The following is a 15,476-nucleotide window of genomic DNA, read 5'->3' as shown; positions in this document are numbered from 1 at the left end:
CCTATCTACAAGTTCTAATCTGTGTATTTCGTGAGGGTTAAACTTTGATTCTACTTCTTTAAGGAGTTTTTCATATACCTCTTTTGCTTTAGAATACTTTTTCTCACTTCTATATGTATCTCCAATACCTCTGTTCGCACGTATTTGTTCGTTTTCAGAGATACCTTTTACTTTTAATATTTCTGAGTATACATCCCTTTCTTTGCTAAATTGACCCGATTCGTTAAGTATTGTTGCTTTAGTAAAAAGAGTATATACCTTATATCCTAAACTCAAATTAGGTAGTTTTAATATATCATCACAGGTACGAATAGCGTCTTTATAGTTTTTTTCAAGACGATAACTTTCTGCTATATTAAATAGCATAACCTGCAAATTATAATCAACTCCTTCTATGTTTTTTAGAGTTTCATACTCTTTTCTTGCTCCTTTAAAATCTCTTTTTTGTATAAACGTATCGGCTTTTGCAAGAATGTTTTTTATTTTATCAGCAGATAACTCTTCTTCTCGTTGAGAAGATTCTTTTATCTCTTCTGCAGTTAAAACTCTGTTATATATTACTACTTCGTCTATATCCAGTATTTCTTGTTGGTTAAGCCCAACTAAAAAGGGTTGTTTTGTTGGAACATATTCGCCATCATAAGGAGTTTTCCCGACCAGAGAACCGTTAAGGTATATAAGGATAATTTTTCCATCCCATGTAAAAGCAACGTGGTGCCATACATCTTGAGGAATATCAACACCTGATGCCCTAACAGAATAAGATTTAGAACTTCTTCCATCTGAGGTGCTACCCGCTACACAACTTATCCTTGCAACGAGGTTATCTGGTTTCCTTGCAGGAAATAGGCTCCATCCAGTAGGACCACCTCCTGACAACAAGATTGTATTGGCATTAAGTGTAATACCTTCGTATTTTGTTGATTCTCCACTCCTTCTAAACCAACATTCTGCTGTGAAAGATTTGTTTAGTATATCTACAGTTTTTCCTTGATAATATCCTCTATCCAATCTTACAGCTTTCTTTCCGGGGATACGACCTTCAACTACCTTTAGGTCTGATATCACCCTATCTCCTGCTTTAACAGGCACAAAAACTAAATCTGCTTGGTTGCTACTAAGGTCTTTAATAACGCTATTCTCATCAATAACATCTTCAAATGTGTAGTACCTAACAACGCTTTTATCGTTTTTGATAGTTTCTTTTCTTTTCTGTAATTTTTTGTTCCATTCACTATCGCCTTTTGCACTTACAACCATTAAAATCAATAAAATAAAAATATACTTTATTCTTTTCATTCTTCTCCTTTGACAAGTTGATCACATTTGTTTAGTTTAAAGATTGACAAAAACTTTATGTTTTTTTATAATACTTCAAATAGTTTAATTTTTTTTTGGAGGTATGTCAATGGAAAAACTTCTTGCAGAAATATATAGTATGGATGAGTCAACTATAAAGAAATATGAAAAACACCTTATGCTTGGTGGTGGCACAAGGGGTATACCTGTTATTAAGAAAGGGAAAGGTGTCCGTGTTTACGATGTGGATAACAAATCTTATATAGATTGTACAAGCCAAAGTTGGGCTATGTATCTTGGTCACGCAAACCAAGAGATGAACGAAATTTTATGTGAACACCTAAAAAATATGTCTCATATACACCAAGGAGTGCATACACCTGTAAGGTATTATCTTGCAAATCTTCTCTCAGAGATAGCACCACCAGGGTTAAACAGGGTCTCTTTTACTGTTGGAGGTGGACCTGCGATTGAAGCGGCTATGAAAATTTGTATGAAAAACACAGAAACTTCAAGAGATTTTTTGTGTCTTTACGATTCTTACCATGGTTCTACATTGGGTTCACTTGGTGCTACTTGGATGTCAACAAGGTCAGCTGGCAATCTTATAGGAGGTAGCAGGTTTTTATCTTTAACTAAACCTTTTATAAGAGTTCCTAACCCAAACTGTTACAGATGTTTTCTTGGGCTAAGGAGACCTACGTGCGGGTTGGCTTGTGCTAAAATTCTTGAACTTACTATCCAAAAAGGTGTGTCTGGAAATGTTGCAGGGTTTATTCTTGAACCTATTCAAGCAAGCGGTGGGCAGGTGATACTTCCAGTTGAATACCTGCAAGAGGTTAGAAGGATTTGTGATAAGTATAATATCCCTTTAATTTTTGATGAAATACAGACATACTGCAGAATTGGAGAATTTTTTGCTGCCGACTATTTTGGGGTTACTCCAGATATTATTGTTTTGGGTAAAGGGTTAGGTGGAGGTTTACCTTTGGCTGCAATTATTATATCTGATAAATTAAAAGGTTTTCAGCAAGACGGAGAGGAACTACATACTTTTGCAAACAATAGTCTGTCTCAGATGGGCGCTATAAAACTTATAAAGATGATGCAGAACGGTATACTTGAAAATACAAGAAAAATGGGTAACTATCTTAGGGAAGGACTTGAGTTGTTACAGAAAGATTTTCCTCAGATTGGGGATATCAGGCAAGCAGGACTACATATAGGTATTGAGTTTGTGAAAGATAATGAAACTCTTTTACCTGCTGTAGAAGAGGCTGCTGAGATAAGAAAAGAGATGATGAACCGTGGAGTAATATTGGGTATGGCTGGTCCTTGCAAACAGGTTTTAAAGATAAAACCGCCTCTTATTATAAATAGAACTGAATGTGATGAGGTTCTCAACGCTTTAACAGATACCTTAAAAAAAGTTTTTTGTAAATAGATTTAAAGTATGGAAAATAAGGTAGGAGATATAAGGTTAATAAAAACAGTATTATCTGAAAAGATTTTCTCTATGAAAATTTTTGATGTTGGTTTTTGGCTTGGCAGAACTTCTCTTTTTCCTCTTATGTCTGAAGGTACCGTTCCACTTCTGACAGAAATTGAACAAAAATATAATATTCAAGGGACTCTTGTTTCTCATTGGATAGATGGAAAATATTCTGTTGATGAGAGTAACAAGTTTCTTATCAACTCAATTAAAGACAAGAACAACTGGTACGCTGTGGTTACAGGGCTTCCAATCTTTCCTGAAAAAGATGGGTATAAAAATATTCTTGAAGACCAGATTTTAAACGAAAAAGTCAGAGGTGTAAGAATCTATCCAACAACTTACAAGTTTAAACCTGTTGAATGGTGTATAGGCTCTTTATGTGAAACCCTTATTTATAATAAAATACCTCTCTTTATATTTCATACAGAAACCTCTTTTACTGATATTCAACTTCTCGCTACATCTTTTCCAAAACTTCAAATTGTGCTTGAGACCCAAATAAAAAAAATTATATATCATACAAGAATGTTACTTCCTCTTATGAAGAAATGTTCTAATGTGTATACCGACATCTCTAATCTTGGTGCTCCCGGCCTGCTTGAATATTTTATTAAAAACATTGGTTATGAGAGGTTACTTTTTAGTTCTTACGCACCTGTAAATGACCCTTTAGTGCCGATAGGTCTATTGTTAAACGAAAATATTTCTGAAATAGAACAGACTGGTATATCTGGTGATAATATAAGAAGGTTGATTAAAGGTGACTTTTTATGAATAAAATAACCATTGTAGATGGGCATTTACATTTGGGGTGTGACCCTTATAATTTTGTCCCTAAAAAAGATATTCAACAATTACTTTTATGTATGAAAACTTATGGGATAAAACGGGCTTACTCTTGCCATTACAAATGGTTGTTGTGCCGTTTTAAAGAAGGGTACGAAAGTTCTATCAGTGCGTATCAAGAGTCTGGAGGTAAAATACCTTATTTTGGGGTGTATACTCCAACAGATATTCAGGCATCTTTAGAATATCTTGATAAAAGTTTAAAAAGCGGTGGGTTGATAGGAATAAAAATTCATCCAAGTTTTCATAAGACTTACGCCGATGACCCAAAATATTTACCTGTGTGGAACTATGCAAAAGAGTACCAGTTGCCAATACTTTCTCATACCTGGAGTTTGACCGATAACCCTGAACAGAAATTTTCTTTACCATCGTTATTTACCAAGTACCTTGAAAATTATCAAGAGGTCTTTTTTGTTATGGGGCATAGCGGTGGGCGAGGTAACGGAAGAAAGGATGCTGTTGAGTTAGCAAAAAGGTTTGAAAATGTGTACCTTGATATAGCTGGCGATATATTCTGTTATAATCTTATACCTGAATTGGTAGGTTCTGTTGGTGTTGAAAAGATTATTTTTGGAACAGATTGGCCCTGGTTTGACCCTGCTTCTTATCTGCCAAGAATAATTCTTTCTTCTGTCACAGATGAGCAGAAAGAAAAGATTTTGGGGTTAAATGCTCTAAAGGTTTATGAGCCAAATCTTTTTTAACGACAAAAAATAATAAGGATAAAGACGAGGGTTGCCACGTCATTAGAAGGCATTCCTCGCAATGCCACAAAGCGGCAGATAAAAGCATAAAAGAAAGACGTATGGGGTGTCTACTCACTCCCCTTCTTTGCCCTCTACCCTTGGGCTTGTCCCGAGTATTTCCGAGGGAGAGAAGGATCAAGGGTGAGTGGCTGTTGGCAGGCTAAGAAAAAATGAAAGCCGTAACGATAAAAAATTAGACAACCCCTGCATGTCATTCCGGACTTGATCCGGAATCTCGTTTTTCACGTTGTGCCTTTTACCAAAGTGGGTTAAGTTAGAGATCCTGAAACAAGTTCAGGATGGTAAAATTGGGGCGGTAACGATAAAAACTAAAAAAAGAGAGGCTTTATGAAAACATATAAAATTGGAAGCGGATTTTCACCTTTTTCACCTTGCGTTGAAAGGTTTGTTACAGACGGTTATAGAGAAAAAGTTTCTTTGGTAGAACAGATACAGATGGCAGGTAAGATTGAAGGGCTATTAGGGATTGCTCTCGATTATCCGTACCAGTTTGTAAAGGAAGATATACCTGACATAAAATCTGCCTGCGAAAAAGAAGGTAAGGTTTTATGTACTGTAGAGGCAGGTATATACCCAGACAAAAGATGGAAACAGGGTAGTATCTCTTCACCAGACTTAGGTATAAGAAGGGAATCTATAAGAGTTCTCAAAGAAACAATAGATGTTTCGGTTTTAATGGGAGCTGAAAGTGTTCTGATTTGGCCTGGGCAAGATGGGTTTGACTATCCTTTTCAAGCAGACTACAAAAAGTCTTGGGGGTATATTGTTGAATCTTTGCAAGAGATAGGCGAGTATAGGAAAGATGTTAAGATAGGTATTGAATATAAGCCAAAGGAACCACGTACAAATCTTTTTATAAGAAATGTAGGGATACTGTTATACCTATTAAAATCTATCGATTTACCTAATGTTGGAGGTGTGGTTGACTATGGACATAGTCTTGTAGCAGGTGAAAATCCTGCTGAATCAGTGGTTCTTCTTGCAAATGAAGATAAACTCTTTGAAGTGCACCTTAACGATAATTATAGAGATTTTGACCACGACCTTATAGTTGGAAGTGTTTCATTTTGGGAAACTCTTGAGTTCTGTTATTGGCTAGATGTTTGTAACTATGATGGTTGGTATCTGATGGATGTTTTTCCGTATAGGGAAAATGGAGTTAAAGCGTTAGAATGTTCAGTAAACAATACGATTAATTTTATAAAACTCGCTAAAGAGTTGAGAAGTTCCAACCTTGAGCATTGTTTACAAAAAAGAGATATAGTTTCTGTGTTATCAATACTTAACGAGAGAATTTTGAAATAAAACAATAGTATAACAATGTTAAAAACTCAAATAAAACTAACTATATTGTTTCTACTTACAACTTTCTTTATAGTACCTGTTGTTTATGGAAAAACCTATGTATCTCAGCAAGAGATAGTTGCTGGAACTTTTGTCAAAATCACTATTGAACCTATAAAAGAAAATGAAAAGGTTTTAGATGAAGCTTTTATTGAAATGAAAAGGATAGAAAAAATCTTTTCTATTTATGATAAAGATAGTGAAATCAGCCAACTTAATAGACTAAAAAAATTAAAGGTTTCTGATGATACAATTTACCTGCTTAAAAAATCTTTTTATATAAGCAGTATTACAAATGGAGCTTTTGATATAACCTGTAAACCATTGATTAAAATTTATAAGAAAGCTGAAAAACGAAATAGTGCCCCAACAAAAAATGAAATTGAAGAGACCCTGAAATCTGTTGGTTGGGAAAAAATTGTTTTAAAAGGAAACGTTGTGGAGATGCCTAAAAATTTTGAGATAGACCTTGGAGGGATAGCAAAAGGATATATGGTTGATAAGGTTGTAGAGTTTCTTAAAAAAGAAGGCGTAAAGAACGGTATGGTTAATGCTGGAGGCGATATATTTGCTTTTGGGAAAAACTTAAAAGGAAAAGATTGGCAGATTGGGATACAACATCCATTAAGAAAAAGATATATACTAAGAAGGGTTGGAATAAAAAATTCTGCTATTGCAACATCTGGTACTTATGAAAGGTTCTACTCTATTAAAGGTAAAAAATACGGGCATATTATAAACCCTTTAACTGGTAAAACTGTTCAGGGGTTTCCTTTAAGCGTAACAGTTGTTGCTTCTGATTGTGCAACTGCAGATGGGTTTGCAACTGCTTTCTTTGTTCTTGGGGCAAAAAAAAGTCTTCAGACTATCCAGAAAGTAAATAATATTGGAGCTTTCATAATAGATGGAAACAGAAAAATTTATGAAAGTAACAATTTTTCAAAACTATCTTTTCCATAAATCTTTATAAGTTTCTCTCTTCCTAATGATACTGGCTTTTTTGTTATCTACCAAGATTTCGCAAGGTTTTAACCTGCTATTGTAATTTGAAGACATAGTAAAAGAGTATGCTCCTGCACTTGCAACAGCTATAAGGTCGCCTGCTTTTATATCAGAAGGAATATCTATATCTTTACCAAGAAAATCTCCTGATTCGCAGATAGGTCCTACTATATCTGCTCTCATACTGTTCTTTTTAGCCAATATAGGGAAAATAGAGTGGTAACTACCATAAATAGATGGTCTGATAAGGTCATTCATAGCAGCGTCTACAATAACAAAATTCTTCTTGTCTCTCTTTTTTACGTATAAAACTTTTGTTAGAAGAACTGCCGTGTTACCAACAATAAACCTACCCGGTTCAAGGATAAGCGATTCTATCTTCATTGAGTTGATAATTGGTGTTATTACATTACCAAACTCCTCAATCTCTGTTACTATATCTTTGTTAGAGTAAGGTATACCAAAACCTCCACCAATATCAATTATTTTAGGTTGGAACTTTACTTTCTCGGAAAATATCTTAACCTTTTTTAAAGCAGAGGTATAAGGCGTAACATCTTTAAGTTGAGAACCAAGGTGTAGATGAAATCCTAATATTTGTGCATATTTATACTTTTTTCTCTCTTTTATAATCTTTTCAGCTAACGGTAAGTCTATACCAAACTTTGTTTCGTTTTTTGATGTTTTTACATATTCGTGAGTATCAACATCTATATCCAAATTTAGTCTAAGGTTGCATACAACTTTCTGGTTAAACTTCTTTCCATATTTTTCTATTAAAGCGAGTTCTTCTTGATTCTCTATATTAAAACAGTTTATATTGTTTTTTATGCCATAAGAGATCTCTTCTTCACTTTTCCCTACTCCTGCAAAAACTATTTTATCAGGAGTAAACCCTGCAAGTATAGCGCCCCTTAACTCTCCTTCTGATACTACATCTGCCCCGTAGCCTTCTTTTTCCATCATTTTTAGTATGTTTAGGTTTGAATTTGCTTTTACAGAATAACATATAAGAGAGTTTGCTCCTGAAAAAGCATTTTTAAATCTTCTGATTTGTGATAGAAGATAGTTTTTGCTATACACAAAAGAAGGAGTTCCGTATTCAGTTGCAATTGTTTTTAAACTAACGTCTTCAGCATATAAAATGTTTTTTTTGTAATCAAAAAAATCTTCAAAAATTATTTTAATATCTTTTTTTTCCATATTTCTATTTCCTTTTGAACAAGTTTAGGTGAAGTTCCACCGTAAGAGTTTTTGGAGTTGACTGAGGTGTCATAATTTAAAATGTTTATTATATCATCAGAAAAATTGGGTGAAAACTCTTCCCATTCGTTTTTGGTTAGTGAGTCAAAAGTTTTCTTCTCACTTATACAGTAACGTACTATCTTACCGCAGATTCTATGTGCTTCTCTAAAAGGGACATTTTTTTTGACAAGATACTCAGCTATATCGGTTGTTAAAGTAAATTCGGTAATAGAAGATATAAGCCGGTCCTTTTTAAATATTGTGCCTAACACAACGCCAGAAAGTAGTTTTACTGAATACAATGTTTCTGTAAGACTTTGGATAAAAAACTTTTTATCTTCTTGTAGGTCTCTGTTGTATGATAACGGTAGACCTTTTTGTAGAGAAAGTATCCCAGTAATAGAAGCAATACAAGACGATGCTTTACCTCTTATTAGTTCAAGTACATCGGGGTTTTTTTTCTGAGGCATTATGCTTGAACCTGTACAGTATTCGTCTGGCAGTTCTATAAACGCAAACTCTGATGTGTTCCATATAATCATATCTTCAGCAAATCTTGATAAGTGAACCATCAATATAGCGCAATCGCTAATAGGTTCAGCAAGAAAATCTCTATCTGAAACAGTATCAAGACTGTTTTTTGAAACATTAGAAAACCCAAGAAGTTCTGCCATATAGTTTCTGTCGATATTAAGAGAAGTTCCGCAACAAGCACATGCTCCTGAAGGGAGAATATCTACTCTCTTCAAAGAATCTTTTAACCTATTTTTATCTCTTTCCAACATTTCTATATAAGCAAGAAGGTAGTGTGAAAGAAGTACTGGTTGGCTTTGTTGTAAGTGTGTATATGCTGACATAATTGCGGGAAACATTTCTTCCGCTTTACTGAGAAGGGATTTCTGTAAAACCTCTATTTCTGAAATGATAGCAAGAATAATATCTTTCGTGAAAAGTTTTTCATCAAGAACAATCTGGTCATTTCTTGAACGTGCAGTATGAAGTTTTTCTCCAGCTTTCCCAACAAGTTCGACGAGCCGTCTTTCAATTGCTGTGTGGATATCTTCATCTGATTGTTGAAAAACAAATTTTCCTTCACGGAGTTCTTTTTCTACAAGGTTTAACCCTTCTATTATTGTTTTTGATTCTTCAGATGTAAGTATATTGGCTTTATTGAGCATTTTACAGTGTGCGATGCTCCCCTTTATATCATAAAAAGCAAGATGTTTATCTAACTCAAGTGAAGAAGTAAAATCTATTACATCGTCTCTTACTTTCTTTTCAAATCTTCCTTCCCACATATATTTCATTTTTTTCCTCATTTATTATTACGCTTTTCTTTTATGCTCTTATCCTTGCCTTTTTGCCGCCAGAACGCCCCAGTTTGTTATCCTGAACTTGTTTCAGGATCTCTAACCTAACCCACTTTGGTAAAAGGCACAACGTGAAAAACGAGATTCCGGATCAAGTCCGGAATGACATACAGGGGTAGTCTAATTTTTTATCGTTACGCCTTTCATTTTTCCTTAGCCTGCTAACTACCCCTCCCCAAGGGTAGAGGGCAAAAACGAGTATATTCCTTTTCCGCCTTCGGCGAGATTGCTATATTATTAAAAGAATTATTTAAGCAAAAAACTAAAACTATTTGAGGTTAAATTATATACCAGAATGAGCAACAGGTCAAAAGGTTTAAGATATGTTATAATATGTGGATGAAAAAAAATAGAAAAGCTGTAGGATTGATATCTGCTGGTCTTGATAGCGTCGTTTCTGCGGCTATTGTTAAAGAAGAAGGGTATGATATTATTGGAGTCCATATTCTTACACCGTTTGTTTCTGGGCTTGGTAGTAAGACATTAACGACATTAAAATATATTTCTGAATCATTAGAATTTGATTTAAGGATACTTAAATCTGATGAAGAATATATAGAACTTGTTAAAAATCCTAAATATGGTTATGGAAAAAATATCAACCCTTGTATAGATTGCCATATATATATGCTTTCGAAAGCAAAAAAGATTATGGATGAAGAAGGGGCAGACTTTGTTTTTACTGGTGAAGTTGTTGGGCAGAGGAAAAAATCACAAACAAAAGAAGCTTTAAGGATAATTGAAAGAGATTTAGGTCTCGAGGGTAAACTTTTAAGACCGTTATCTGCTCAACTTCTACCAGAAACTCAAATGGAGATAAACGGGTTAATTGACCGGAACAAACTTTTATCTATTGAAGGGAAACAACGAGTTTTGCAATTGAAAATAGCTAAAGAAAAAGGGTTGAAATTTTTTCAAACTCCAGCAGGTGGTTGTCTTCTTACTGAAGAGAGATTCTGTAACAGGTTAAAAGATTTGTTCAAATATAAACCTAACTCATATAATGAGGACTATGTTTTGCTTCAGTTGGGCAGACATTTTAGGGTATCAGAAGATACAAAACTTATAGTTGCAAGAGATGCTGATGAAAATGAAAAGATGATAAACCATTTAGGGTGCGATAAATATACTGTCTACTCTTCAATTCTCCCCGAAGTTAAAGCCGTTATAGATGGAATGCCTAATGAGTTGGCACTAAAAATCTTTGCTTCTTATATCTCAGCACAAGAGATTGAAGTTGTTGTGGAAAAGGATTCTTCTCAAATAATTAGAAGAGTTGTTAGAGGAGAAAACAAACTTAACTACCATAAATATCTTTTATGAATAAAGCAAATTTTAAAGAAAGATTTTATAGAGATATGGCAACCAGTAGCGGACTTAAAAGGTATACAATCAAAGTGGAAGAAACTGACCTTTTGGTAATGTCACAAAAGTTTTTGAAAAGAGAGGTTCAAGGCGAGGTAGTTAAGCAGAGAGATATTATTAAAAGATATATTGAGGAGAACCCAGAGTTTTATATATCTTTTTCTCCTTTAATTTGTGATACGGAAAGCAGAATAATTAAACTTATGTGTTTATCAAGCGAGATGACAGATACTGGTCCTATGGCATCGGTGTCTGGAGCTATTGCTGAGGTGGTAGGTGAGAAGTTGTTTTCTGAAACTGATGAAATCTTTATAGAAAACGGTGGAGATATTTATGCCCGTATGCAGAACGAGTTTGTAGTGGCAATTTATGCTGGAACTTCTCCTTTTTCTATGAGGTTAGGAATAAAATTTAAAGGAGGTTTATTGCCTCTGGGGATAGCCACCTCAAGCGGAACTGTTGGGCATTCTTTTAGTTATGGTAACGCTGATGCTGTGACTGTGGTCTCAAGGTCTGCGACTTTTTCAGACGGCGCAGCAACATATTTTTGCAATATAGTAAAGGATAGAATAGAGAAAGATAAGATAGAAAAAGAGATAAAAAAGTTTCCTTTTATAGAGGGAATGTTAATAATCAAAGAAAGAGAGATGTTTTTATGGGGAAATATAGAACTAATTTCATTGTGAATATATCAAAAAAGAGAACTACTTTGGGATGGTTGTTTTTTGTTTTTGTCGCTTTGTTAGGAAATGGTGGTAACAAATATATTCTTCTTGGATTACCTTTAATTTTAGCTGGACTGGTTATAAGATTTGTTTCAGCTGGCGTTATCAAGAAAAACAGAGTGCTTACAACTACCGGTCCGTACAGTTTATGTCGCAACCCTCTTTATTTGGGAAGTTTTCTTATATGTTTGGGGTTTGTTGTGGCATCTTTTAACATATTTATTCTGTTATATTTTCTCATCTTTTTTCCAATTGCGTATATACCTACAATTGTTTCGGAAGAAAAGGTTTTAACAGAGATATTCGGGCAGACATATATAGATTACAAAAAACAGGTGCCTTCATTTTTACCAAAATTAAAAGGACCTAAAAATAGAGAGATGTTTTCGGTGAAACAGGCATTACTAAACGGGGAACACTGGAACTTAATAGGAGTTGCCATAACTATCGGTATTCTATTAATAAAAGCCAATAAGATATTTTATAAGTAAGCCAACCCAACAGACTAATAGAGCTACAAAAGTTGGAACAAAAGCAAACTTAATCCACTTTGTCCAACCAACCTTAATTCCGTGTTCTTCAAGGTGAACGTATCCAACTACATTTGCGCTTGCTCCAACAGGTGTAAAGTTGCCTCCTATGTCAAGTCCAAGGCTTGCAGCCCAAATCAAAAGTGTGTATGAATATGTTAGCATAGGGGAAAGGTTTTTTATAAGGTATCCTATACTCATTGCTTCTGGAACATTGTCTATAACGCTACTGGTGATAGCGCCACCCCAGAAAAGTATGCTTGCCATCTGTAAACCGTCTTTAGCAAAAGTGCTAACACCATTTGCAATGATTGCCATAACACCTGTTTTTTCAAGTGAACCTACTATTACAAAAAGTCCTGTTAAAAAAAGAAGTGTTTCTAAATCGATTTTTTTGTAAATATCTTTAAGTTTTTCATTGTTACCTTTGAGAGTTAGAACAGTAAAAGCTGGTAGAAGACTTGCCAATGCAATATTTAAGGGGATGATATTTTTTATAAAATCCCTTAATATCAACAAAAGAACTGTTGAAACGAGACTGGTTAATCCTACCTTCATTAAAAAAAAGTCATTTATTTCCTCAAGAGGTACAAGTTTTTCAAGTTCATCTTTTTTAAGTTTTTGGTTTATTTTGATAAGATATTTTCTGTTCATTTTGTAAAAAACAGTTATTGCTGAAATTGAGGCAAAAAAACTTAATATCCAGTTGTGTTTGATAAAATCAATAAAACCAAGGTGAAACATAGAACCCAATATTACATTAGGCGGATCTCCCATAAGTGTTCCAGCACCACCGATATTTGAAAGACATATTTCTGTTATAACGAAGGGAACTGGGTTAAATTTTAATAGTTTACTTAAAGCTATGGTAAGAGGAGCAAGAAACACTATAACGCTTATTGAATCTATAAACCCTGAAAGGAAAGCAGCCATTAAAGGGAAGAATATAAATATTTTTATAGTGTTAAACTCAAGTTTTTTGGCTAAAAATAGAGCAAAAAAATTAAAAAACCCTGAATCTTCAACTATTTTTACTGATATAAATATTCCGAAAAGAAATCCAATTGTTTCCCAGTCAACATAATACGCAACTTCGTGGGGGGTATATATCTTAAATAAAATAAGAGCTACTACACCCGCGAAAGCAACATAAACTTTTGGAGCTCGTTCTATGGCTATAAGAAAATAACATATAACAAATACACAAATACTAATTATTGCTTTTATTTCCATTTTATATTAGATTAGAAGGGCTTTACATATCTCATTTCTTGAGATGAACCCAACTGGAGTTTGGTGTATATCAACAACGATTAACCTATGCACATTCCTTTTTTTCATCCTAATAGCAGCTTTTATTATTGAATCTGTTTCTTTTATTGTAAAAACATTTGTTCGCATAACATCTTTAGCAAAAACAATAGGAGAAATATTGTCCACATTTTCAATTGTATCAGAAAAGAAATCTATTAAAGAAGGCATCTTTTCAAGGAAAGTGATATCCATATGTGAAAAAAGAAAAAAATAGACTATATCCTCTATATTTATATGACCTATCAACCTGTTTCTTGCGTTTACGACAGGCAATACACTATGATGAGAATTAGAAAAAATAGTAATAATTTCTTTTAAGGGAAGTTCTTCCTTGATTAAAGGTAAATCTTTTGACATATATTGCAGAACACTTTTCATAACTTCTCCTTACCACAATTGTTTTTTTGCTACATTCGACCTTCTTGTTGTTTGCTAAATATTTCCACACTTACTTGCCGAAGTTTGCAGTTTAACGTGTGGTGGGTTGGTAGATAAAACTTGTTTTTAACCCTTCTCTAATTTAGAAATACTGTCTAACAAATCTTTCACAAGAACTTCAAGATGACTTCTATGAGTTGAAAAGAAAGAGGTGATAATTTTTTCTCTTTACATAAATACCTTTATATTGTATAATTTTTTTAATGTAATTGCAATACCATTTTGACAAATGTAATAATATAATATAAAATTGTATGAAATTTTTATAAAAAAGTATAATAGTAACTTAACAATTTTTAAAACAAAGAAAGGAAAAAATGGAAGTCACAATAAAGGAACTTTTAGAAAGTGGAGTTTATTTTGGTCACCCTACTCGTCAGTATGACCCAAGAATAAAGAAGTATCTGTATGGGAAAAGACAGGGCATCTATATAATAGATATTGAAAAAACCCTTCAAAAAATACAAGAAGCTGGAGAGTTTTTAAAAAAATCTGCTGCATCCAAGAAGACAATACTTTTTGTCGGTACAAAAAGACATGCCCAACAAACAATAAAAGAATCTGCTGAAAAATGTGGAATGCCGTATGTTAATTATAGATGGATTGGCGGCACTTTAACAAATTTTCATCAGATAAGAACAAGGATTGATAGACTTGAAGAGATTGAAGAACTTGAAAAGAGCGGTAAACTTTCTCTTTACACAAAAAAAGAGGTTGCTATTATTTTGAAAGAAAAAGATAACCTTATAAAGAAATTTGGTGGGATAAGAAGTGTAACCAAGTTTCCAGATGTTATAGTTGTGGTTGACGTAAGAAAAGAGATTAATCTTATTAGAGAAGCTAAAAAAGTGGACTGTACTTTGGTAGGTATTGTTGATACTAATAGTAACCCTGAACTTGTAGATTATCCGATACCCGCTAATGATGATGGTTTAAAATCTATAGCTTTAATTTTAAATAAACTTTCAGAATCTATAATAGAAGGCAAAACTGAAGCAATGCAAACTCCAGACGCTGCTGATGTTGCAGAAAAAATTGAAAGTATAGAAGAGAATAAAAATATTCCTGTAAAAAAGGAAGAGATTGTAAAAGAAAAGATAGAAGAAGATGTTAAAAAATCAGGAAAGGAGACTGTTAATGAAGGTTGATACTGCGTTGGTAAAACAATTAAGAGAAAGAACAAGTATAAGTGTTTTAGAGTGCAAAAAAGCTCTTGAAGAGGCAGGAGGAGATATAGAAAAAGCAGTAGTTATTCTTAAAAAGAAAGGTATGCTTACATCTCAGAAAAAATCAGTAAGAGAAACAAGAGAAGGTTTAATTGGTTCTTATGTGCACTTAAATGGAAAAATAGGAGTACTTGTTGAGGTTAATACAGAAAGTGATTTTGTTGCAAGAAATGAAGAATTTAAGGAACTTGTTAAGAATATTTCACTCCAAATAACTGCTTCAAGTCCATCTTGGCTCGATAGAGAATCTGTTCCAGCTGACGTTATCCAGCAAGAAAAAGAGATTATTGCTGCACAATATAAAGATAAACCAGCTTCTATTATTGAGAAGATAACTGAAGGTAAACTGAACGATTTTTATAAAGAAAACGTTCTTCTTGAACAGGTTTATATTAAGGATGAAGAGATAACAATAAAAGAATATATAGATTCTAAAATAGCAAAACTTGGTGAAAATATTAGAGTTAAAAGATTTATTAAATATGAAATTGGAGAATAAAATTTTTT

The 15,476-nt window shown here is 33.6% G+C and carries 15 protein-coding genes; 10 read left to right on the top strand and 5 right to left on the bottom strand.

All coding sequences use genetic code 11. The features are described from left to right. A partial coding sequence (locus tag M0P98_04455) for a hypothetical protein (GenBank protein MCK9266121.1) occupies positions 1-1,299 on the bottom strand: 1,299 nt, incomplete at its 3' end. A gap of 109 nt (positions 1,300-1,408) precedes the next feature. Between M0P98_04455 and M0P98_04450 the strand changes: the two genes are divergently transcribed. The 5 genes from M0P98_04450 (at position 1,409) to M0P98_04430 (ending at position 6,714) form a co-directional block, all read left to right on the top strand. Beyond that, positions 1,409-2,743 carry an aminotransferase class III-fold pyridoxal phosphate-dependent enzyme gene (locus tag M0P98_04450; protein ID MCK9266120.1) on the top strand — a complete coding sequence of 445 codons (1,335 nt, stop codon included), beginning with the start codon at positions 1,409-1,411 and terminating at the stop codon, positions 2,741-2,743. Between the two features lie 9 nt (positions 2,744-2,752). After that, positions 2,753-3,568: a hypothetical protein gene (locus tag M0P98_04445; protein ID MCK9266119.1), complete on the top strand. Its 816-nt coding sequence runs from the start codon at positions 2,753-2,755 to the stop codon at positions 3,566-3,568. Further along, complete coding sequence (locus M0P98_04440; GenBank protein ID MCK9266118.1) at positions 3,565-4,347, top strand: amidohydrolase family protein; 783 nt, start codon at positions 3,565-3,567, stop codon at positions 4,345-4,347. The genes M0P98_04445 and M0P98_04440 overlap by 4 nt, the downstream gene beginning before the upstream one ends. Positions 4,348-4,737: 390 nt before the next feature. Continuing rightward, a complete protein-coding gene (locus M0P98_04435; GenBank protein ID MCK9266117.1) occupies positions 4,738-5,715 on the top strand; it encodes a sugar phosphate isomerase/epimerase in 978 nt (325 codons plus the stop codon). Between the two features lie 15 nt (positions 5,716-5,730). Next, positions 5,731-6,714: an FAD:protein FMN transferase gene (locus tag M0P98_04430; GenBank protein MCK9266116.1), complete on the top strand. Its 984-nt coding sequence runs from the start codon at positions 5,731-5,733 to the stop codon at positions 6,712-6,714. Here M0P98_04430 and lysA read toward each other — a convergent pair. Beyond that, positions 6,700-7,959, bottom strand: coding sequence for a diaminopimelate decarboxylase (lysA, locus tag M0P98_04425; GenBank protein MCK9266115.1), 1,260 nt, complete (start codon positions 7,957-7,959; stop codon positions 6,700-6,702). The two genes, M0P98_04430 and lysA, sit on opposite strands and share 15 nt — an antisense overlap. After that, the gene (gene argH, locus M0P98_04420; GenBank protein MCK9266114.1) at positions 7,935-9,308 is read right to left on the bottom strand and encodes an argininosuccinate lyase; all 1,374 of its coding nucleotides are present in this window, start codon (positions 9,306-9,308) and stop codon (positions 7,935-7,937) included. The genes lysA and argH overlap by 25 nt, the downstream gene beginning before the upstream one ends. 402 nt (positions 9,309-9,710) lie before the next feature. Here argH and M0P98_04415 point away from each other — a divergent pair, with 402 nt between their 5' ends. From M0P98_04415 to M0P98_04405, 3 genes are read left to right on the top strand one after another with little or no spacing between them, the layout of a single operon-like run. Continuing rightward, on the top strand, positions 9,711-10,694 hold the full coding sequence (locus M0P98_04415; GenBank protein MCK9266113.1) for a tRNA 4-thiouridine(8) synthase ThiI: 984 nt from the start codon (positions 9,711-9,713) through the stop codon (positions 10,692-10,694). Continuing rightward, positions 10,691-11,422 (top strand): UPF0280 family protein, encoded by a 732-nt coding sequence (locus M0P98_04410; protein ID MCK9266112.1) that lies wholly within the window; start codon positions 10,691-10,693, stop codon positions 11,420-11,422. Before M0P98_04415 ends, M0P98_04410 begins: the two co-directional genes overlap by 4 nt. After that, positions 11,392-11,952, top strand: a complete 561-nt coding sequence (locus tag M0P98_04405) for an isoprenylcysteine carboxylmethyltransferase family protein (GenBank protein ID MCK9266111.1) — start codon at positions 11,392-11,394, stop codon at positions 11,950-11,952. The genes M0P98_04410 and M0P98_04405 overlap by 31 nt, the downstream gene beginning before the upstream one ends. Here the strand turns inward: M0P98_04405 and M0P98_04400 are convergent. Next, positions 11,920-13,224: an SLC13 family permease gene (locus M0P98_04400; protein MCK9266110.1), complete on the bottom strand. Its 1,305-nt coding sequence runs from the start codon at positions 13,222-13,224 to the stop codon at positions 11,920-11,922. The genes M0P98_04405 and M0P98_04400 overlap by 33 nt on opposite strands. 6 nt (positions 13,225-13,230) lie before the next feature. Beyond that, entirely contained in the window at positions 13,231-13,683 is a 453-nt protein-coding gene (locus tag M0P98_04395) for a CBS domain-containing protein (protein MCK9266109.1), read from the bottom strand. Positions 13,684-14,060: 377 nt separating this feature from the next. Between M0P98_04395 and rpsB the strand changes: the two genes are divergently transcribed. Then, the gene (gene rpsB, locus M0P98_04390) at positions 14,061-14,891 is read left to right on the top strand and encodes a 30S ribosomal protein S2 (protein MCK9266108.1); all 831 of its coding nucleotides are present in this window, start codon (positions 14,061-14,063) and stop codon (positions 14,889-14,891) included. Next, positions 14,881-15,468 carry an elongation factor Ts gene (locus M0P98_04385; GenBank protein MCK9266107.1) on the top strand — a complete coding sequence of 196 codons (588 nt, stop codon included), beginning with the start codon at positions 14,881-14,883 and terminating at the stop codon, positions 15,466-15,468. Before rpsB ends, M0P98_04385 begins: the two co-directional genes overlap by 11 nt. The last annotated feature ends 8 nt before the right edge of the window (positions 15,469-15,476 follow it).

The organism is bacterium, assembly GCA_023230585.1.
Lineage (GTDB): Bacteria > Ratteibacteria > UBA8468 > B48-G9 > JAFGKM01 > JALNXB01.
The sequence above is the reverse complement of the archived record's forward strand: the minus strand, read 5'-3'. Positions and strand labels throughout refer to the sequence as shown.